Raw genomic sequence first — 19,179 nt, forward strand, 5'->3', positions numbered from 1 at the left:
CATGAAACTATTCCGCTTCGGCCAGCCCGATCACGAGCATCCCGGCGTATTACTAGCCACCGGACAACACATCGACGTAACACATTTTGGTGAAGATTTCGACGAATCTTTTTTTGCCAGCAACGGACCCGACCGACTGACGCACTGGCTGACGTCGCACGCGCAGAACTGTCCCGAAGTGTCGTCCGATGAGCGCTTTGGGCCCTGCATCAAACGGCCGTCCAAGATTGTATGCGTAGGGCTGAACTACGCCAAACACGCTGCTGAAACGAACGCGCCGATTCCGGCGGAGCCAATTTTATTCTTCAAAGCAACGACCGCCCTGTGTGGACCGAACGATAACGTAGTGATCCCAAAACGGTCCGAAAAAACGGACTGGGAGGTCGAACTGGCCATTATCATCGGTAAGAAAGCCAGTTACGTAGAGCTGGATCAGGCCATGGAGTACGTAGCGGGCTATGCGCTGCACAACGACTACAGCGAACGAGCCTGGCAACTGGAACGCGGTGGACAATGGGTGAAGGGCAAAAGTGCCGATACGTTTGCGCCCCTCGGACCGTATCTGGTCACCAAAGACGAAATCGAAAATCCCAATGCGCTACGCCTGTGGCTTGATCTCAACGGCGAACATCTACAGGATTCCAACACCGACGATATGATTTTCAACGTGCCGACGCTCATTAGCTACATCAGTCAGTTTATGACGCTGTTGCCCGGCGATGTAATTTCAACCGGAACGCCCGCTGGTGTTGGTTTGGGATTAAGTCCACAGCGGTACTTGAAGCCCGGTGACGTAGTTGAACTGGGCATCGAAGGGCTGGGTGAGCAAAAACAAACCGCCGTCGCTTTCGTGTGACCGGGATTGGTGTGATTGAGCCGATCACAAGGATTGGTGTGGGGAGTCTCACCCGCGTAGTACGATCACGACGAGCCTATAACTCTCAAAACCCCACCGGGCTACCGGTACACTTTAAATGGTTCAGATGACGATTGACGCTCACCAGCATTTCTGGCATTACGACCCCATCCGCGATAGCTGGATTACGGACGACATGGCAATGATCCGCCGTGATTTCCTGCCCGCCGATCTGGAGCCGATCCTGGCCGGAAACGGGGTAAACGGCTGCGTAGCCGTTCAGGCTTCGCAGTCGGAGGAGGAGACGCAGTTTCTGGTCAGCATGGCGCAGAACTACGATATTGTCAAAGGGGTAGTCGGGTGGGTCGATTTGCAGTCGCCAACCGTGTCTGACCGATTGGAACACTTTGCGCAACACGTTGAGATCAAGGGGTTTCGGCATGTTGCGCAGGCGGAACCCGATGATTTTCTGACTTGGCCTGCGGTGGTTGAGGGTATCCGGCAGTTGGCCTCGTTCAATCTGACGTATGACATCCTGATTTACCCCAGTCAACTCAAAGCCGCGCTGCACCTGGTTCGGGCCGTGCCGGAGGTCAACTTTGTGATTGATCACCTGGCCAAACCGTATATCACGAAGCAGGAGATCAGTCGCTGGTCGAACTTTATGACCCAGATCGCCAAAAATCAGAATGTGTCGTGTAAGCTATCCGGCATGGTGACCGAAGCCGACTGGCAAAATTGGAGCAAAAAAGATTTTTTTCCCTACCTGGACGTAGCCTTTGAGCAATTCGGACCGGATCGGCTGCTGTTCGGTTCTGACTGGCCGGTGTGTCTGGTTGCGGCCAATTACACACAGGTCAAAAACGTTGTTGAGGACTATCTGCTGCCGTGGGGCGATGAGGTGCGGGCAAATGTGATGGGCATGAATGCCGTTCGATTTTACGGCCTGTAAAGGCTGGGCCAGGCTCCAGCTTGGTCTTAAAATAAAGCTAGATTGGCCAAACTGGAGCTTGGCCCAGCCTACCAATGAATCTAAACCTACAGCATAAAATTATTATCGTTACGGGCGGTGCCAAGGGTATCGGCGAAGGAATTTCGACGGTGCTGGCAGCCGAAGGAGCCATTCCGGTCATTATTGGACGCAGCGAACAAGACAACCTCAAAACGGTTGGCGCTATTCAGCAGGCGGGTGGTCAGGCGCATCAATTTGCTGCCGAACTAACCAAGCCCGACGAGTGCCAGCGTGCCGTTGAGCAGACGCTCGCTCAGTTTGGCCGTATTGATGGGCTTGTGAACAACGCCGGTGTAAACGACAGTGTTGGTCTGGAAAAGGGTAGTTATGAAGGGTTCATTGCGTCGCTTCATAAAAACCTGGTGCATTATTACCTCATGGCGCACCACGCCCTGCCCGCGCTGAAAGCATCGAAAGGTGCTATTGTCAACATTGGCTCAAAGGTCGCCGAAACGGGGCAGGGCAACACATCGGCCTACGCGGCTGCCAACGGTGGGCGGAATGCACTCACCCGCGAATGGGCAGTCGAACTGCTGCCCTACAGCATCCGGGTCAACTGCGTAATCGTAGCGGAAAGCTGGACACCTTTGTACGCCAACTGGATCAAAACGCTGCCCGATCCGGAAAAGAAACTTCAGCAGATTGTTTCGAAAATTCCGCTCGAACACCGGATGACAACGACGGAAGAACTGGCGAACACCGTTGCATTTCTGTTATCGGACAAGTCCAGCCATACGACTGGTCAACTCATTCACGTTGATGGGGGCTATACGCACCTCGACCGATCCATTACGGATTAATGCCCTCGTTCTAAACTCCTTGAGCCTCCTAAACTTAAACGACGAATGGCTTTACCAACACCAAAGACTCCACCCAAACTAAAAGCGGGGGATACCGGTAACTACGGGCTCGCGTTTACGCTCGTTACCAGCTTGTTCTTCCTCTGGGGACTGGCCAACAGCCTGAACGGATCCCTTATCAAACAGTTTCAGATTGCGCTTGATCTCAATCGGTTTCAAGCCGGTATCGTCGATTTCGCATTCTACCTCGGCTATTTTTTTATGGCTCTACCCGCTGGCTATGTCATGCGGAGATTTGGCTACAAACGGGGTATTCTGTTCGGTCTAGTGCTGTATGGGGGAGGAGCCCTGCTGTTTTATCCGGCGGCAGAGGTGCGGGTCTATAGCTTTTTTCTGCTTGCGCTGTTCACGATGGCCTGTGGAATTGCGTTTCTGGAAACAGCGGCTAACCTGTACGTCACCGTGCTGGGCGACCCGGCCAAGTCGGAGTGGCGCTTGAATTTTTCGCAATCCTTCAACGGAATCAGCACCATTCTGGGGCCAATTATCGGGGCGCTGTTCATCTTCTCGAAAACCGAATACACTCCCGAAATGCTTACGGCCATGGCCCCAGTTCAGGCGCAGGCGATTCGGGTGCAGGAAGCGCTCTCGGTACAGGGACCGTATCTGGTTATCGGAACGATCATTGCCTTTGTGACGATACTGTTTGCCGTCACTAAAATGCCGGAAGTGGGGGCTGAAGAAGAACAGGCTGCCGGCAAAACCTCGATTACGGGTGTGTTGCGTCACCGCCATCTGGCACTCGGCGTTGTAGCGCAGTTTGCCAACGTGGGGGCACAAGCAACGCTCTGGGGCTATTTTGTCGATCTGAAACTCGACTTCTCCCGCGATGGACACTGGGCGTTGGCGGAAGCGTACATGAATGCAATCAACGCGATAACCGGCTCGCCAACCGATCTGTCGGCAACGCAGATTGCTGGCTTTCACGCATCGTTCGCGCTGGTGCTGTTTATGCTTGGTCGGTTTGTGGGTACGTCGCTGATGGCGCGGTTTCGGCCGAACCGGGTGCTGGCTTTTTACGCCGTGGGTGCCGTAGCCATGATCATCATCGCTATGCTGACCGGCGGACTGACCGCTGTCATTGCGCTGAGTTTCACCTATTTCTTCCAGTCGATCCAGTTTCCGACCATTTTTGCCCTGGCTACCAAAGGACTGGGTGCCGAGTCTAAAATTGCTTCGTCGCTGGTGATCATGAGCATTGTTGGTGGCGCGCTGATGCCGCTGGTGGCGGGTGCCCTGTTTGCCAATGGCGCAGTCTATGCGCTGCTGGTACCGTTGGTTTGCTTTGCCTTCATCGTATTTTACGCGTTGCAGGGCTATCAGATTAATGCCAATGACCTGCACAATCCGAACATATCGCCCGAAATCGCCCCCTAACTATGCGCCACTGTTTTGCGCTGGATCTTAAAGACGATCCGGCCCTGATTGCCGAATACGAGCGCCATCACGAACGGCTCTGGCCCGAAATCGAAGCGAGCATAAAGACGCAGGGCATTACGGATATGGAAATTTACCGCGTGGGTAGTCGCCTGTTTATGATTATGGAAACCGACGAAACGTTCTCCTTTGAAGCCAAGGCGGCTGCTGATGCGGCTAACCCCAAAGTGCAGGAGTGGGAAACGTTCGTATGGACATTCCAGCAGGCTCTACCGATGGCTAAACCGGGTGAGAAATGGATGCTGATGGATCGTATATTCAAGTTATAGCCCGTATGTGGCCGTCATGAACTAGACTTAACGCCTGACGGCCACTACTTTTCTCGCTGGAAAAGATAGATTAACCCTAATTGATGTATTAGATATAGACAATTTGTTCCTTTTATTGTTATCAAACTAAACGTAAGATGACTATGTGGACGGTATCTCATCGCATCAAAACTAGCTTCGTTCTCGGAGCCATGTATATATCGACGGGGATTCTTTCCTGCGAGCAAAAGCCAGCAGCCGTGCTGCCCGCTCCTGATCCGGAACCGGCGAAAGCTATTGAAGGTACGTATCGGGCCAAAGCATTCAACGAAACGGGCGAACCAATTCCCTATCCCATCAACGGTCAGACACTAACGCTTCAGATCAAGGCGGTAACGGCAGATACCGTGCAGGTCGACATTCTGGCAACGGCTAACGGTAAGTACTCGCCCGGTCAAACACTGTCTTATTCAAGGGCTGCAATAACCAGTCAGAAACAGTCAAATGGGACAATCACGTACTATGTCAACCTGACCGAAATACCTGACCGCTGCGGATACAACACGTTGTGGATTTATGCCAACAAAGAACTAGATTACAACTTCATTCCCCCCGGTAATCGACCCTGCTCAGGAGCTAAAATAAGATTTAACAAGTAAGTAGCCTCCCGGACGTTTATAAGTATATTTGGCTAAGTTTTTGATTATCAGTAGCGATTGGCTATCGTTGTATGCGTTAACGAAACGGATCATGAAAACACACGAAGAGTTAGTCGATGAAGTCTATCGTAATGCCAGCTTCCGGAGCGAATTTATCTGTTACGTCAAGCTCAGCAATGCGCTCAAAACAGAGATCGAGGTCTGGACACAAGCCAGATACCAGGAGCCTGCTCCCTGGACCAAGCGTGCCCCTACTTTTCTTCGTTACGATGACTTGATCGGGAATCTCACGTACGATAAAGTCGGAAATTTAAGCGTTTTTGCTGACTCTCCGCAAATTGCCAAGTTCAAGCAGAATATATGTTTTCTATACAGTTCGCTGGCCAGAGGACTCGCAGTACGGTACGAACTGGATCGTAACCAGGTAGTCAATGTTATAAGGGACGTGGCTATCCGACACGCATAACCGCCGTTAAAAAGCAACGACTACTTTTTGTACAGGTCTACGCTAAACGCCCGTGTTTGTAACGGGCGTTTTTTGTTGGAAGGCAATACCGAATGGCGCATTATCTTTACAGAGTTCTAATCGTTATCGACTCTATTCGCTTTATGAAAAACTGGCTCTGCTGCCTGCTACTCATTGCTTATGCTCCACTCGTTCGGTCGCAAACAACGCCCGCGGCCAATTATGTGCGGGATAATTACCGGAAAACGGAGTACAAAATTCCAATGCGCGACGGCACGAAGCTGCACACGACGGTTTATGTACCCAAAGATGCTTCGGCGACTAGTAAGTACCCGTTCCTGATGCAACGGACGTGCTACAGCGTTGCTCCATACGGGCCTGATGCGTATCCTGCTGCGGTAGGGCCATCGGGTACGCTCATGCGCGATAAATACATCGTTGTCTATCAAGACGTTCGTGGACGCTGGGCCTCGGAAGGAACGTGGACCAATATGACGCCTACTGTAACCGACCAGCAACCGGCAACCGCCAGCAAGAAAAAAGGCAAGGCCCCAGCCCGGCAGTCGGCGCTGGCCGTGGACGAAAGCTCGGACACCTATGATACCATTGAATGGCTGCTCAAAAATGTACCCAATAACAACGGTCGTGTGGGACAGTGGGGCATCAGCTATCCTGGTTTTTACACCATTGCCGGAGCCGTAGCCGCTCACCCTGCTTTGAAAGCATCATCACCACAAGCACCGGTGTCGGACTTCTTTTTCGACGATTTCCACCATAATGGCGCATTCATCCAGGCATATCTGTTCACGTTTCCCGTGTTTGGTATCCAACATCCACAACCAACTACCGAAGCCTGGTATAACAATGAATTCATCAAAACCGGCTCGAAAGACGGTTTTCAGTGGCAGTATGATCTGGGTCCGCTCAAGAATGTTGATAAATACTACAAGGATAATTTCTACTGGCAGGAAACCGTCGAGCACCCTAATTACGACGAGTTCTGGCAGAAACGGAGTATCATTCCGCACCTCAAAAACGTAAAACACGCGCTCATGACCGTTGGCGGTTGGTTCGATGCCGAGGATTTATACGGGCCATTGACCATTTATAAGACGGTCGAGAAAAATAACCCCGGTACGTATAATACGCTGGTAATGGGCCCGTTCGGGCATGGACGCTGGTCGCGTGAAACGGGTCATACGACGCATAGCAACATCTATTTCGGGGACAGTATTGCCACGTTCTATCAGCGGAATATCGAAGCGAAATTCTTCAACCATTTCCTGAAAGGGCCTGGCGATGGCAAAACGGGTTTGCCCGAAGCTTACCTGTTCAACACGGGCCGGAATGAGTGGAAGACATTCGATAAATGGCCGGCTGCCACGGCGCAAACCGTACAGTTTTCGTTAACCAGTAACGGCCAACTGGCACAACAGGTGGGGAGCGGTGGTAAATTTTCGGAGTTTATCAGCGACCCGATGAAGCCTGTGCCTTACACCGAAGACAATACGACCACGCAGGGGTTCACGCCATTCAACTACATGTCGGAAGATCAGCGATTCGCCAGTCGTCGTCCGGACGTGTTGACATTTCAGACCGATGTATTGACCGAAGACCTGACGCTGGGCGGTGAAATTATGGCCAAGCTCAAGGTCAGTACGACCGGCACCGATGCCGACTGGGTCGTAAAACTGGTCGATGTATACCCACCCGACGAACCGAACCACGCTTACATGCCGAACAAGAACATTACGCTTGGCAATTACCAGCAGATGGTGCGATCGGAAGTTATGCGTGGCCGGTTTCGCAATTCGTTCGAGAAGCCGGAGCCCTTCAAAGCCGGTGAAGTGACCGACGTAAATTTTCGGTTGCAGGATGTGCTGCATACCTTCAAAAAAGGGCATCGCATGATGATTCAGGTGCAGAGTACGTGGTTCCCGCTCATCGACCGCAATCCGCAGAAGTACGTTGACAATATATTTAAGGCTAACGCCGATGATTTTCAGAAGGCGACGCACCGGGTATACGACAACTCCGTGATCGAGGTGCAGGTGCTGAAATAAAACACGACACGTGTTGGTAAATAGGACATGAGGACGGTTAGCAACCGTCCTCTTTTTTTAAGTAAACATATATCTTTGATTTTGTTTACTAAAGCGATATGTCTATCGAATCGAAATTTATTAATCCGTTTACGGACTACGGCTTCAAGCGCCTATTTGGTACTGAAGCCAACAAACCGCTGCTGATTGATTTTTTAAATCAGTTTCTGCCAGATCAACACCAGATTGCCGACCTGAGCTACGCCAGAAATGAGCATTTAGGCACAAACGAAATGGATCGGAAAGCGGTTTTCGATGTATATTGTATAAGCCGCACGGGTGATCGATTCGTGGTTGAATTACAAAAGGCCCGGCAAACCTATTTTAAGGATCGAAGTATTTTTTACTCGTCCTTTCCGATTCAGGAGCAGGGTCAGACTGGCGACTGGAATTTTAAGTTGGCGGCTGTATATCTAATCGCTATATTGAACTTTGTGTTGCCGGAGAATGAGTTGAAACCAGATGTCGTCTCCGTAGTTCAGCTAAAAGATCAGCACGGGCGCGTATTTTACGACAAACTAACCTTTATCTATCTGGAGATGCCAAAATTCACTAAATCCATCAGCCAGCTGGAAACACAGGCCGATAAATGGCAATACCTCTTTAATAATCTGGATCGGCTCCGAATGCGGCCACCGGAGATCAAGGAAGGCATTTTTCAGCAACTGTTCGATGCTGCCGAAGTAGCCAGATTCAGCAAAGCCGAACACGACCGCTACCAGCAGAGTCTAAAGCAGTACCGCGATTTGAACAATGTACTCGATTATGCTGAACAGCAGGGGAACCAACGCGGTTATGAACGAGGTATAGAAGAGGGTATGAAGCAACAGGCTGTTGCCATTGCCCGAAATGCGTTGGCAAAAGGCTTTTCTACTGCCGACATCGCTACGTTAACAGGCTTGTCTGAAGACGAAATTCAAGAATTAACTAATACCTAATCAACGCTTATGAAAGCCATCTGGAACGGGAAAACCATTGCCGAAAGTGACGATACGGTCGTCGTTGAAAACAACCATTACTTTCCGAAAGAGTCGGTAAACGCCGATTACCTGGCGGACAGCCCGACGCACACCACCTGTCCGTGGAAAGGGCTGGCGTCGTATTATTCGCTGACCGTCGATGGTAAAGACAATGCCGACGCAGCCTGGTATTATCCTGATCCAAAACCGGCAGCCAGTCAGATCAAAGATCGGGTAGCCTTCTGGAAAGGCGTTCAGGTGGTTGAATGATCGAGCTAACGAATCTGACCAAACGCTTTGCGACACACACCGCCGTCGATAATGTATCGATAACGGTCGGGAAGGGCGAAACAATGGTATTGCTGGGCACGAGTGGCTGCGGCAAAACAACAACGCTCAAGATGATCAATCGACTGATCGAACCGACGAGTGGGTCGATCCGTGTCGATGGGGTGGATGTGCGTCAGCAAGCCGGTCCTGACTTTCGTCGACGTATTGGCTATGTCATTCAGGACGGCGGCCTGTTCCCGCACTACACGGTTGCGGAAGCAATTGCTACGGTTCCCAAACTGCTCGGCTGGAATGAAACGGATAGTCAGCAGCGCACCCGCGAATTGGTTGGAAAACTTCAGCTGCCGGAATCGCTATTAAACCGTTATCCCGCTGAACTGAGTGGAGGTCAGCGCCAGCGTGTCGGGTTAGCGCGGGCGTTGGCCGCGCGGCCACCCGTGGTGTTGATGGACGAACCATTTGGTGCCCTGGACCCCTTTACGCGCCGACATGTCCGGCGGGAATTGTTTGGGCTCAACGAGTTGAAAGAAACCACGGTGGTGCTGGTTACGCATGATGTCAGTGAAGCCCTCGAATTGGCCGACCGGATCGTGCTGATGGATAAAGGACGCATTGTGCAGATTGGTCCACCCGATGAGTTACTGAATCAGCCCGCTACCGATTTCGTCCGGGACTTTCTGGATATCTGATGATTAGGGCGGCCCCACAGCCTACTAACGAATGACCGACTTTTTTACTTTCGTCCGAGACCATGCCGACAAGTTGCTCGAGCAAATTTTAACCCACATCGGGTTGACCTTTGTCTCGCTGCTGCTTGCCTTATTGATTGGCTTACCGCTTGGCATCATCATTGCCCGTCGGTCGAGTCTGGCCAGTGGCGTCTTGGGTGTAGCCGGCGTGTTACAGACCATTCCGAGTGTCGCATTACTGGGGTTCCTAATCCCGCTAATTGGCATTGGCGCTGGACCGGCCCTGGTGGCGCTCTTCCTGTATGCACTCCTGCCCATTATCCGCAATACATACGTTGGCATTACGGAGGTCAGTCCGTCGATAAAAGAAGCGGCCAAAGGCGTCGGTATGACCGATAAGCAGATTCTGACGAAGGTAGAACTGCCCCTGGCACTACCTGTGATTTTCGCGGGTGTCCGTACCGCAACGGTCATCAACGTGGGGGTTGCTACACTCGCGGCTTACGTTGCTGCCGGGGGACTGGGGGAGTTTATCTTCAGCGGTATTGCGCTCAGTAACGTCAACATGATGCTGGCTGGAGCCATTCCGGCTGCGCTGCTGGCGGTTGGTTTTGACCTGGGATTGGCCCGATTGCAGACATTGTCGGCTCAGAAGTTGCGGGTGGGTGCGTTAACGTTTCTGATCCTGGTCCCGTTTTTATCCGCTTTTTACGTGATACCGGGTCGGCAGGATAAGCTCGTTGCCGGGTTCGCGCACGAATTCTACGGTCGTGCCGATGGCTATCCTGGCTTGCAGAAAACATACGGACTGAGTTTGCGGCCCCGGTTGATCGACCAGAACCTGATGTACGAAGCCATTCATCGGGGGCAGGTGGACATCATCAGCGGGTACTCGACAGACGGTCGCATCAAAGCGTTTGACCTCCTCGTGCTGGACGATAATCGCCATGCGTTCCCGCCCTACGATGCGGCCCCGGTCGTTCGCCAATCCACGTTGAATCGGTATCCTGATCTTGGTCCAACGCTGAATCTGCTGGCCGGTAAACTGACCGATTCGGTTATGACCGCGCTCAACTATCAGGCCGATTACAAGAAAGAGTCTCCGGAGGTTATTGCACAGCGTTTTTTAAAAGAGGCTGGTCTATTCAAAACCCCCATGCCGGGTGAACGGTCGGAAACCATCGTTATGGGCTCGAAGGTGTTTACGGAGCAGTACATTCTGGCCGAAATTTACCGCCAGCTGATCGAAGGTCATACCCGCCTGCGGGTCGCGGGTCGGACGGGGCTTGGCGGCACCCAAATCTGTTTCGATGCCCTCCGGACGGGCTCCATCGATTTCTATCCCGAATACACCGGAACGGGTTTGCTGGTTGTCCTGCAACCGTCGGCCGCCACCCTGAAAGCATTACCCATGCAAGCCGATCCGGTGTATCAGTTCGTTCAGCGGCAGTTTCGGCAAACCTACCAGCTCGACTGGTTAAAGCCATTGGGATTCAACAATAGCTACTGCCTGATGATGCGACGGGAACAGGCCCGACAACTGGGCATCCGGTCGATCGACGATCTGGTGAAGTTTCTCGTCAAACCGTAATGCGCCTACCCTTCGGCTGACGGTTTGACCGCCAGTGTAAAATAAATCCCGTTCGACACGCCCGAGAAGTACCTTTCTCCGACTGATTTTTTATCGGATAGCGACCGCGCTGCTGCCACCTGTCCGATAACGGATCACCGTTGTATTGATCTCACTCTCGCATGCTCGACGCTCAGGCAAAAACCGCTGATAAGCCGGTCAAAAAAAAGAAATCATTCTTCCGGGAGTGGTTCGATTCGATTTTATTCGCGGTTGTAGCCGCATCGCTCATCCGCTGGCTGTTTGCCGAGCCCTTCGTTATTCCGACGCCCTCTATGGAAAATACGCTGCTGGTGGGCGATTTTCTGTTTGTCAGTAAGCTTCATTACGGTACCCGGACGTTCAGAACACCCTTGCAGGTTCCCCTTACTCATCAGAAGATATGGGGCACGAACATTCCTTCGTATAGTACGGCAATTCAATTGCCGACATTCCGCCTGCCTGGTTTTACGCGGGTTAAAAACGGCGACGTGGTTGTTTTTAACTACCCTCCTCCCAGAAGCGGAGAGCCTGATTATCCGGTTGACCTGAAGACGAATTTCATCAAGCGGTGCATTGGTATTCCGGGTGATAAGCTGGAAGTACGCCAGCGGCAGGTCTACGTCAACGGGAAGGCAATGCCCGTGCCACCTCATGCCGAAACGAATTATTTCGTCAAAACTACGGAAGTACTCGACGAGCGATTCTTTCGAAAATACGACATCATCAACGATTTCAAATCGCCGGAAGGTCCGTTCATCAACTGGCAACCGCTCGAACAGTACAACGATTCGACAAAGACGACTGCACTGGTTGGTTACAGCGTGAACACGACGGCTACTACCATTGCCAGGTTTAAGGCATTCGACTGGGTAAAATCGATCGAACCCCTGACTGACCAGCCGGGGCAGGCGATGCCGGGTATTTATGGTGGCTCGGCTCATCAATGGAACCGCGATAACTACGGTCCCGTAACCGTTCCTAAAGCAGGGATGACCGTACCGCTCAACGAGCAGACTACTGCGCTATACGGCATACTGATCGAACGCTACGAAGGAAACGAAAACGTCAAACTAACGCCCACAAGTGTCAGCGTGAATGGTCAACCAATCAGCGCGTACACGTTTAAGCAGGATTATTATTTTATGATGGGCGACAACCGACATAATTCAGAAGATTCGCGGTATTGGGGCTTCGTTCCCGAAGATCATATCGTAGGCAAAGCGGTTCTTGTCTGGATGTCGCTCGATCCAAATCCGGTTGCTTTCTGGCAAAAAATTCGCTGGAACCGGTTGCTGAGACTGGTTGAGTAAACGACTTTTTTACCAAGGGTTCGTTGGGTAGTGTTTGATACGGCATATCAAACACTGCCCAACGAACCCTACTTTTTACTGATATACTTATTCCCCTTTATGTAGTATCGATACGGCAAATCGGCTCCATATTTTATGCCGATCCGGGTTGTCGTTACCATATCGAAATCGTGCAGGACCGGACCACGGATAAATAAATTGCCCGTTGTCAGTGACGCGAAATTATCTTGCTGGCGATCGATCCCCATTGAAATGGTCAGTTTGCCGGGTCCATTGCACAGGTTTCGCTGACCGTCGGGCGTTGTCGGATCAATGGTGTTGTTCCGGTATCGTTCGAAGCCTGTTTTAAACGCTTCGTTACGCCGGAGGCCCATAAGGTCAAGCCCTTCGGTAGGTTCCAGTGCGCGGATCAGGATCGCTTCACCAACGCCCTCCGGCCCCATAACGATGTTGATGCAGTTGTGATGATTGTAAATCTGGTAGACGTACAGCGTTCCGGCGGGTCCGAACATAGCCGCATTGCGGATCGTTTTTCGGCGGTAAGCGTGGCAGGCCGGATCGCCGACGAGATACCCTTCCGTTTCAACGATAATGCCGGCGGTTGTTCCTTCTGCGCTCTCGTGAACCAACTCGCAACCAAGCAATAGCTGCGAAAGCGTAAGTGTGTCGTGGGACTGATAAAAATCGATCGGTAGTTTTTCCAATGCCTGAATAGCGCGCGTTAATTGGCGGTAACCGTGACGGCCTGCGCTGAGTTCATAACTGCGTTTTCGGCTTTCTGTTCGTTGGCCGCCCGAATCCGGCGCACAACCCGAACAATCAGCGGCACACCGATTACCGTAGGAATCAGCCACACTACGATGGGCGGCAAAAAGTGAACATTGACAACCAGAAAGGCCGTCAATGTGGCCACGTAGCCCGCCGACATACCAATAATGTGTGAATAGAGCCAGTACGCTTTGTCTTCGGGTGGAGTCCGGAACCGGTCGATGGTTTGTTTGACACGTACGAGGGCGATGCCACCGAACACAATCCCGACGGAACCAAAGAAATTTTGCCCGATCAACTGCCCGACTCCCCAACCCAGGAGGACCAGCGCGGTGATGCCCGCTCCAATCTGAATGCCCCAGTCTAGCGACGACACCTTACCATCAATTGCCAGCCGTTTCCAGCGGAGCGCGCGATAGCCGGACAGAACCAGGTAAAAGCTGAAAAAAGCGATCATGAACAAAAAACTCAGGCTTTTCAGGTAAGCGACGACGACGGCTGTTACAAAGACTACGGCCATGCTGTAGGTGTAGTACCGGCCTGCCCGACGGTGGCGAGGACCTCCTTTTTTTGTGAGCATGGCTACGGGGCCGGCGAGTAAAGCAATTGTTCCCGCTGTGGCATGGACAATAATGAAGAGTCTGATAAATAGCGCGATAGACATGGGTTTGCTGGCTAAAGGGGGTCCAGAAATGAATGGACAAACCTAGACGTATCTATTTTCAGGGGCAATAAGCGCAGGTTATAAACTATTCCGTAGCGTTGTTGAGTAGGCTGGCTGAGACCGTATTTTTGCCGTTTATCTAAAAACGAATCGATCAATGAAGCCATTTTTAGGTCTCTTACTGGGAAGCAGTCTACTTGGTCACGTGGTTCGCGGTCAGGCTATCGATACGGTTTATTCAGCCGCTTATTTGAAAAAAAGTACGTCGTTCGCCTGGCTGCATTATGGGGGTGATCTGCTGCACATGCCGGGTGGGCAGGCTCCTTATTCGGGCGGTATAACCAATTTTTCGGGCCGGGTGGTGCCTCGATTGACAATAGGTGGAATCCATTTCTGGGGGCACGCCGATATGTACGTAACCTTCCCGCTACCCGTCAGCATCGGCAAGCGACCCGCCGTGTTTGAGGAGAGCTCCTATAAAGAAGGCGTTGAAACGGGGCTTCGTATCTATCCCATTGCCTTAGCGCCCAATCGGCTGACCCCGTATGTCGGCATCTGCTTCAAGCGACAAGCGTACGGACAACAGGAGACGGGATCACCCAATGGCAAAGGATACCCCGAACTGGATCGGTTCATTGCCCCGTTGCAGGCGGGTGTCACCTACACAACGAATCGATTTCACCTGACCGCCGGGCTTTATTACCAGGCGAACCGACACGCGACCTATTTCTACACGCCGACACAAACGGGGCCGCTTACGTTCAATCCCGTAACTGTTAATGTGGGTCTGGTTCGCTACATCGATACCGACCGGTCGATGGCTAAAGCGGAGGGCGTTCAGCAGGAAAATATAAAAGCGTATATTCTTCGGAAGAACAAGAAGGAAAGCAGCTGGTACGTGGGCGTTGGGCCGTCGGTGGCGCTTCAGCTGAGTAAATCGTCGTATTTTAAAGAAAAGCATCCTTACCTGCACGACGACATGACCGGAGGACTGATGCCCGACCTGACCGCTGGCTATTATGCAGCTAAACCCGATCTGAACATCGGCGTATCGTATCGAACGATGGGAACGCATCTGATAGCTTATGGTACCGATATTCGCCTGCGGAGGCATTCGTTCATGCTGGAAGGCTACAAGTTCCTGTTCAATTACCTGGGATTTGTGCCCTACATTGGTCCGACGCTGGCGCTCGAGAGTTTGTCGGCTACGGTAGCGGGCGGGGCCGAGAACGCCCGGTACACACAGGTAAAACCAGCCATCGGGATCATTGCCGGGTGGGACATCCGCGTGACCAAAACCGGCTCCAGCCTGCTTCGTACCAATCTACGCTATACGCCGGGACTGCGGCTCAACATCGGTAACGAGTCGATCAAGTTCGACCACCTGGAGTTCAATTTCATCCAGTACGTCCGCTTCATTGGTCGAAACCAGCTCTACAAACGATACAGCAACAAACGCTAGCATCCCGGAAACGGTCAAATACAGCCGGGTTGTCGAATCACATTCGACAGCCCGGCTTTTTCATTGGTCGACAGATCGGGTGCATCAGTCGAAATAAATTGAAACGCCCCCGTCAACACCCCACATTTGTATCATTCAAACACGAAAACAAACACATCTCCGCTCATGAACGCAATTGCTACCAAACTCCGCAAACTCCGGGAGCTCTACGGTTATCCACAGGAATACGTAGCCTATCAGATGGGTATCAGCCAGGCCGCGTACAGCAAAAAAGAGAACGGGAAAACCGAATTATCGCTGACCGTCCTCGAACAGCTAGCCAGCCTGTATCAGATTTCGATGCTCGATCTAATCGCGCTGAGTCTGCCCGACCTGCTAATCCTGGCGATTCCGAAAACCATCCGCGCCAACTCCTGATCACGCCAATACCTTACCCGAATTTCTCATCTATAACCAACCAATTTTCATGAAAACCAAACAACACATCGGCACCTTCGTCGCAGCTACGTTACTTACGGGTTCAGTGGCAATGGCGCAACAACCTGGTCAATATCAGGCTGCAATGGGTAGTCTGCTCGCCCGGATGGACACGGTCGAAAGCGTAGCCGGGAACCTACAGGTTGCCAATGCGTTCACTCGCGTGGCCACCGCCGAAAAAAATCAGTGGCTCCCTTTCTACTACAGTGCGCTCTGTACCGTACTGGCAGCTTTCGACGAAAAAGACATCACCAAAATCGATCCGCTCTGTGAGCAGGCCACGCAACTGATCAACGAGTCGGATCGGTTGTCGCCCAACAATACGGAAGTTTACTGCATCAAATCGATGATCGCGCTGGCGGGTATTAAAGTCAACATGATGACGCGGGGGCTGGAAGGGATCACAACGGCGCAGGCAAATCTCGAAAAATCGCTCCAGCTGGATGAGAACAACCCGCGCGCTTATTTCCTGATGGGACAGCAAACCTACAACACGCCCGAACGGCTGGGTGGCAGCAAGAAAGATGCGCTCGCCTATTTCGAAAAAGCCATTACCCTCTTCGAGAAACAGCGCGATCGGGCCACGACCATCGACGTGAACTGGGGCCGTAAAACAGCTGAGCGGATGGCCGCTGTCTGCCGCAAACAGCTTCAGGTTGCCACCAAATAAGCACAAAGCCCTGCCGTGGGCCACGTCTGGCGACCCACCGTTCAACTACTAGCAAGTTCAAATAACCAACCTCTTCACCTGTTCTGTTTCATGAAAAAGACTATTGTCCTGGTCACCGGCGGTTCGCGCGGTATTGGCCGCTCTATATGCCTGTCGCTCGCCGAACACGGCTGCACCATTCTCTTCACCTACCTCAGCAACGAAAGTAAAGCGCAGGAGTTGAGGGACGAAATCAACCAAATGGGTCGGGGTGAAGCCTATGGCTACCGCTGCGATATGAGTCAACTGCCCGAGGTGCTGGACCTGGCCAAACGAATCAAGCGCGACGTGGGTTATCTCGATGCCATTGTCAACAACGCCGGAATCGTGGGGGATGGAAAACCCTTCCTGTTTGCAACCGATGAACACTGGTGGCACGTTATCCGAACCAACGTAGGCAGCGTAACCAATACCTGCCGGGTGCTGTTGCCCATGATGATTTCGCGGAAAGCCGGTCGGATTATTAACATCACATCCTTATCGGGTCAGAAAGGAAACGCTGGCCAGTCGGCCTATTCAGCCTCGAAAGCCGCTGTGGTGACTTTCTCGCGGTCGCTGGCCAAAGAAGTAGGCCGGTTCGGGATTACGGTCAACTGCATTTCGCCGGGTCTGATCGACACCGACATGACGCGTGACATCAGCAATGAGTACGTAGCCAACCGACTGGTTTGGTCACCCCTGAAACGCAAGGGCGGAGCCGATGAGGTAGCCAACTTCGTGACGTACATGATCTGCGATGCGCCGGGCTACATTATCGGCCAGGAACTCACCATCGACGGCGGCCTGGGCGTGTCGTAGCCCGCTCCGGGTCCATGCAGTTCAGCCGTATTTTTTCTTCCTAAACCCTTTTTCTTATGGAACGTGTAGTCGTAACTGGCATTGGCGTATGCTGCTCAATTGGCCAGACAAAAGATGAGTTCAAAGATAGCGTGTACAACGGTCGGCTGGGTTTAAAGCCTATTGACGCGAAACGCTTTCCGACCGATAGTTCGTGCTACGCTAACAAACAGGCCTGTGTGCTCGATCAGGAATTATACGATCAGGTCGAAGCCTCTGATGAAACCGTGCTGACCTATCTGGGCCACCGGGTCATTGCCGAAGCACTGAACGACGCGGGGCTGGTGCCGCAGACCGTTAATCCCCACCGGGCGGGCCTGTTCGTCGCAACCACAATTGGCGGTTCGTATGCCTTCATGGACTTCACCCGGAAACGGATTCGGGAAGGTATCGAGGGCGATGATTATGAGCTGCTCTTCAAAGCATCGACGCCGAACATTACCGGCTCGCTCATGCGTCGACTCGGCTGGCGCGGTCCTTCATCGACCATTTCGACGGCATGTGCCGCAGGCACGAACTCCATTGGCCGGGGCTTCGACTTTGTGTCCAGCGACCGGGTTGACGTAGCCATTGCCGGAGGTATCGACATCTTTACCGAGCTGAGTTTTGCCGGGTTCAATTCGCTGCAATCGCTGTCGAAGTCCATCTGTCAACCGTTTGACAAACACCGCGATGGCCTGACGCTAGGTGACGCGAGCGCCTTCGTCGTACTCGAAAGCCTGACTCACGCGCAGGAACGGGGGGCTCGCATCTACTGCGAACTCAAGGGGTACTCGGCGAATAACGAAGCGCACCACCCAACGGCCCCCACACCCGACGGGAGTACCGCCTTCCTGACCATGCAGCAGGCCCTGCGGCACGGGGGTATGACCGCCGATGATGTGGATTATATCAACGCCCACGGCACGGCAACGGGCGTCAACGACAGCATGGAACTCAATGGTATTGGGCGACTCATGGCCGACCGACCCGTCTACATCAGCTCGACAAAATCGATGATCGGGCACACGCTCGGCGCGGCTGGCAGCATCGAATTTATCACCACGGCACTGGGCATTTACCACAGTTTTGTGCCGCCTTCCTGCAACGTGGGGGCCACGATGGTGGCCGATGACGGGCCAATCCACCTCGTGCGCGACCGGGCCATCGATCAGCCGATCCGAGCTGCCTTATCCAACTCGTTCGGCTTTGGCGGTTGCATGGCTTCCATTGCTCTCCAGCGATTCGACAATTGATTGCTCACGTCAACACCTTCTTTCCCATGATCTCAGTAACCGTTTTTAATCAGATTCAGGCTGATCAGATCCGCCCTGAAGACCTGCTGCCGCATCGTCCGCCCATGCTGCTCATCGACCGGCTGGTCGACTACACACCCGGTCTGTCGGTCGAGGCCGAAACGATTGTCAAGCCCGACAATATGTTCTTCCAGGGGCATTTTCCGGGAGAGCCGATCCTGCCGGGTATCGTACTGGTCGAGATGATGTTTCAGGCGTGTGGCATTTTTGGCCGGCTCGAAGCCCTCAATCTGGTCGATGCCGATTCGGCGCAGGCGGGTGTCTACCGACCCCGTTCCGGACGAGCCATCAAGATCGACAACATGACCTTCAATCAGCCCGTATTGCCGAATGACCGGGTAACGATCCGGGCCGTGTTCGACCACAAGCTGCTCAACTTTTCGGTCTTCAAAGCCCGCGTAGACATCGACGGTCGCGGGCTGGCTGCCAAAGGAACAGTCACTGTACTTATTAACTCGTAAACGCA

21 protein-coding genes are annotated in these 19,179 nt (G+C 52.7%); 19 read left to right on the forward strand and 2 right to left on the reverse strand.

Annotated features, from left to right (window positions below; genetic code table 11):
* Window position 1: 1 nt before the first annotated feature.
* The 13 genes from GK091_RS22855 (at window position 2) to lepB (ending at window position 12,501) form a co-directional block, all read left to right on the forward strand.
* Window positions 2-856: a fumarylacetoacetate hydrolase family protein gene (locus tag GK091_RS22855; protein WP_164042358.1), complete on the forward strand. Its 855-nt coding sequence runs from the start codon at window positions 2-4 to the stop codon at window positions 854-856.
* 127 nt (window positions 857-983) lie between these two features.
* A complete protein-coding gene (locus tag GK091_RS22860; protein WP_164042360.1) occupies window positions 984-1,808 on the forward strand; it encodes an amidohydrolase family protein in 825 nt (274 codons plus the stop codon).
* A 74-nt stretch (window positions 1,809-1,882) separates the two neighbouring features.
* Window positions 1,883-2,668, forward strand: a complete 786-nt coding sequence (locus GK091_RS22865; protein ID WP_164042363.1) for an L-fucose dehydrogenase — start codon at window positions 1,883-1,885, stop codon at window positions 2,666-2,668.
* A gap of 45 nt (window positions 2,669-2,713) precedes the next feature.
* Window positions 2,714-4,105 (forward strand): L-fucose:H+ symporter permease, encoded by a 1,392-nt coding sequence (gene fucP, locus GK091_RS22870; RefSeq protein WP_164042365.1) that lies wholly within the window; start codon window positions 2,714-2,716, stop codon window positions 4,103-4,105.
* Between the two features lie 2 nt (window positions 4,106-4,107).
* Window positions 4,108-4,434 carry an L-rhamnose mutarotase gene (locus tag GK091_RS22875; protein ID WP_164042367.1) on the forward strand — a complete coding sequence of 109 codons (327 nt, stop codon included), beginning with the start codon at window positions 4,108-4,110 and terminating at the stop codon, window positions 4,432-4,434.
* Between the two features lie 143 nt (window positions 4,435-4,577).
* Window positions 4,578-5,072: a hypothetical protein gene (locus GK091_RS22880; protein WP_164042369.1), complete on the forward strand. Its 495-nt coding sequence runs from the start codon at window positions 4,578-4,580 to the stop codon at window positions 5,070-5,072.
* Window positions 5,073-5,163: 91 nt separating this feature from the next.
* Window positions 5,164-5,538 carry a hypothetical protein gene (locus GK091_RS22885; RefSeq protein ID WP_164042371.1) on the forward strand — a complete coding sequence of 125 codons (375 nt, stop codon included), beginning with the start codon at window positions 5,164-5,166 and terminating at the stop codon, window positions 5,536-5,538.
* A 143-nt stretch (window positions 5,539-5,681) separates the two neighbouring features.
* A complete protein-coding gene (locus GK091_RS22890; protein WP_164042374.1) occupies window positions 5,682-7,601 on the forward strand; it encodes a CocE/NonD family hydrolase in 1,920 nt (639 codons plus the stop codon).
* Between the two features lie 98 nt (window positions 7,602-7,699).
* Window positions 7,700-8,578: an Rpn family recombination-promoting nuclease/putative transposase gene (locus GK091_RS22895; protein WP_164042376.1), complete on the forward strand. Its 879-nt coding sequence runs from the start codon at window positions 7,700-7,702 to the stop codon at window positions 8,576-8,578.
* Between the two features lie 9 nt (window positions 8,579-8,587).
* Window positions 8,588-8,869, forward strand: a complete 282-nt coding sequence (locus GK091_RS22900) for a DUF427 domain-containing protein (RefSeq protein WP_164042378.1) — start codon at window positions 8,588-8,590, stop codon at window positions 8,867-8,869.
* Window positions 8,866-9,579 carry an ABC transporter ATP-binding protein gene (locus GK091_RS22905; RefSeq protein WP_164042380.1) on the forward strand — a complete coding sequence of 238 codons (714 nt, stop codon included), beginning with the start codon at window positions 8,866-8,868 and terminating at the stop codon, window positions 9,577-9,579. Before GK091_RS22900 ends, GK091_RS22905 begins: the two co-directional genes overlap by 4 nt.
* Window positions 9,580-9,610: 31 nt before the next feature.
* Window positions 9,611-11,170 carry an ABC transporter permease/substrate-binding protein gene (locus GK091_RS22910; protein ID WP_164042383.1) on the forward strand — a complete coding sequence of 520 codons (1,560 nt, stop codon included), beginning with the start codon at window positions 9,611-9,613 and terminating at the stop codon, window positions 11,168-11,170.
* A gap of 161 nt (window positions 11,171-11,331) precedes the next feature.
* Window positions 11,332-12,501, forward strand: coding sequence for a signal peptidase I (gene lepB / locus GK091_RS22915; RefSeq protein WP_164042384.1), 1,170 nt, complete (start codon window positions 11,332-11,334; stop codon window positions 12,499-12,501).
* Window positions 12,502-12,569: 68 nt separating this feature from the next.
* On the opposite strand, the gene GK091_RS22920 is transcribed toward lepB, so the two are convergent.
* Both GK091_RS22920 and GK091_RS22925 read right to left on the reverse strand, forming a co-directional pair.
* Entirely contained in the window at window positions 12,570-13,205 is a 636-nt protein-coding gene (locus tag GK091_RS22920; protein ID WP_164042386.1) for a DNA-3-methyladenine glycosylase, read from the reverse strand.
* Between the two features lie 17 nt (window positions 13,206-13,222).
* The gene (locus tag GK091_RS22925) at window positions 13,223-13,933 is read right to left on the reverse strand and encodes a DUF2306 domain-containing protein (RefSeq protein WP_164042388.1); all 711 of its coding nucleotides are present in this window, start codon (window positions 13,931-13,933) and stop codon (window positions 13,223-13,225) included.
* A gap of 157 nt (window positions 13,934-14,090) precedes the next feature.
* On the opposite strand from GK091_RS22925, the gene GK091_RS22930 reads away from it, so the two are divergent.
* The 6 genes from GK091_RS22930 to GK091_RS22955 all read left to right on the forward strand — a co-directional run bounded on the left by GK091_RS22930 (window position 14,091) and on the right by GK091_RS22955 (window position 19,174).
* The gene (locus GK091_RS22930; RefSeq protein ID WP_164042390.1) at window positions 14,091-15,395 is read left to right on the forward strand and encodes a hypothetical protein; all 1,305 of its coding nucleotides are present in this window, start codon (window positions 14,091-14,093) and stop codon (window positions 15,393-15,395) included.
* Between the two features lie 165 nt (window positions 15,396-15,560).
* Window positions 15,561-15,812 carry a helix-turn-helix domain-containing protein gene (locus tag GK091_RS22935; RefSeq protein ID WP_164042392.1) on the forward strand — a complete coding sequence of 84 codons (252 nt, stop codon included), beginning with the start codon at window positions 15,561-15,563 and terminating at the stop codon, window positions 15,810-15,812.
* 49 nt (window positions 15,813-15,861) lie between these two features.
* Window positions 15,862-16,542, forward strand: coding sequence for a hypothetical protein (locus GK091_RS22940; RefSeq protein ID WP_164042395.1), 681 nt, complete (start codon window positions 15,862-15,864; stop codon window positions 16,540-16,542).
* Window positions 16,543-16,632: 90 nt separating this feature from the next.
* Window positions 16,633-17,379, forward strand: coding sequence for a 3-oxoacyl-ACP reductase family protein (locus GK091_RS22945; RefSeq protein WP_164042398.1), 747 nt, complete (start codon window positions 16,633-16,635; stop codon window positions 17,377-17,379).
* A 56-nt stretch (window positions 17,380-17,435) separates the two neighbouring features.
* Window positions 17,436-18,653, forward strand: a complete 1,218-nt coding sequence (locus GK091_RS22950; protein ID WP_164042399.1) for a beta-ketoacyl-[acyl-carrier-protein] synthase family protein — start codon at window positions 17,436-17,438, stop codon at window positions 18,651-18,653.
* Window positions 18,654-18,679: 26 nt separating this feature from the next.
* A complete protein-coding gene (locus GK091_RS22955) occupies window positions 18,680-19,174 on the forward strand; it encodes a 3-hydroxyacyl-ACP dehydratase FabZ family protein (protein ID WP_164042402.1) in 495 nt (164 codons plus the stop codon).
* The last annotated feature ends 5 nt before the right edge of the window (window positions 19,175-19,179 follow it).

It is taken from the genome of Spirosoma agri (assembly GCF_010747415.1).
Taxonomy (GTDB): domain Bacteria; phylum Bacteroidota; class Bacteroidia; order Cytophagales; family Spirosomataceae; genus Spirosoma; species Spirosoma agri.